Here is a 1,484-nt window from a genome sequence, read left to right as displayed (position 1 = left end):
GGATTCCCAATGGAGTTGTCAACCCCTTGCGGTGACTCGCTGTGAGCGGGTCAGGCGAGCGCGACAGGGCTTGGCGGCGCCGTGATCTCGAAGGGGCGGCCGTCGCGTATGAGAGCCCACAGGACGTTCAGGCGGCGTCGCGCGAGGGCGATGATCGCCTGCTTGTGGCCCTTGCCCTCGGCTCTCTTGCGCTCGTAGAAGGCTCTGGAGACGGGGCAGGAGCGGGAGGCGACCATGGCGGACATGTAGAAGACCCGCAGCAGGCGGCGGCAGTAGCGTCGTGGTCGGCGCATGTTGCCGCTGATGCGCCCGGAGTCCTTGGGGACGGGGGCGAGGCCGGCGACGCCTGCCAGGCGGTCGGAGCTGCCAAAGACGCTCAGGTCGCCGCCGGTGTGGGCGATGAACTCGGCGCCCAGGACAGGGCCGATGCCGGGCATGCTGAGGATGACCTCGGCGTGCGGGTGGTCGTGAAACCGGCCCTCGATCAGGGCGTCGGTCTCGGCGATCTCCTCATCGAGGGTCATCACCTCCCTTGCGAGCTTGGCCACCATGGCGGCGGCCAGCTTCTCCCCGGTGACGGCGGTGTGCTGGGCCTCGGCGGCCTCCACCGCGGTGGCGGCGACGAGCTGGTAGTTCCGGGCCTTGCGGTTCTTCAACCAGGTCGCGAGCCGGTTCTTGCCGACTCGCCGGAGAGCGGCTGGCGTCTGGTACTGGGTCAGCAGTACCAGGGCCGCCTTGGACGTCTTGTAGTCGAAGGCGCGTTCCAGGGCGGGAAAGTACTCCAGCATCTGGGCCCGAAGCCGGTTGATCGTCCTGGTGCGGTCGGCGGCCAGGTCCAGGCGGCGCGAAGTGAGGATGCGCAGGTCGACGGCGATGTCGTCGCCGCAGTGCATCGTCTGCAAGTCGCGGCGCATGCGAGCTTGGTCCGCAATGACGAAGGCGTCCTTCGCGTCCGTCTTCCCGTCGCCCCGGTAGGAGCCGGAAGCGTGGTGGACGGTGCGGCCCGGGATGTAGAGGACCCGCTGACCATTGTCGGTCAGCAGCGCGATCATCAGCGCAGCACCGCCGGAGTTGAGATCGATCGCCCAGGTCACCGGCTCCCCGCCGCTCAACGCCATTACATCGCTGATCAGTTGGAGCAGTGCGGTCTCGTCATTGGCCACCCGTCGCGACAGCTTTCGCTTGCCGTCGCTGTCGATCACCACGCAGTGGTGTTCGGCCTTGCCCGCGTCCGTTCCGGCCCACAGTTCGGGCACGGTCACCTCCGAAGTCGTACCAGTTCAGAGCCCAGCAGACGACCTCGCCAGCGTGTCCTTACCAAGCGATCCTGTCGCGCATCCCAATGAGTGGTCGAGTCGTCGCGAGACGCCGAGCGGCCAATCCTTTCAAGCCACCACTGGGCTGGAACCCCACAGCCACACCCGGCATCCCTGGGTCTCCCGATCCTACGAGTGACCGGAAACAACCCACCAACAACGTAAGGA

Annotated in this window: 1 protein-coding gene; it reads right to left on the bottom strand. The window is 67.0% G+C overall.

Translation table 11 applies throughout. The annotated features are described in order from the left end of the window. Positions 1-50 precede the first annotated feature (50 nt). Positions 51-1,256 (bottom strand): IS110 family RNA-guided transposase, encoded by a 1,206-nt coding sequence (locus ABT342_RS38080; RefSeq protein WP_502965691.1) that lies wholly within the window; start codon positions 1,254-1,256, stop codon positions 51-53. Between the last annotated feature and the right edge of the window lie 228 nt (positions 1,257-1,484).

It is taken from the genome of Streptomyces sp. NPDC000410 (assembly GCF_040300305.1).
In the GTDB taxonomy this organism is placed as follows: domain Bacteria; phylum Actinomycetota; class Actinomycetes; order Streptomycetales; family Streptomycetaceae; genus Streptomyces.
Note: the sequence above shows the minus strand (reverse complement) of the source record. Positions and strands in the feature narration are given on the sequence as shown.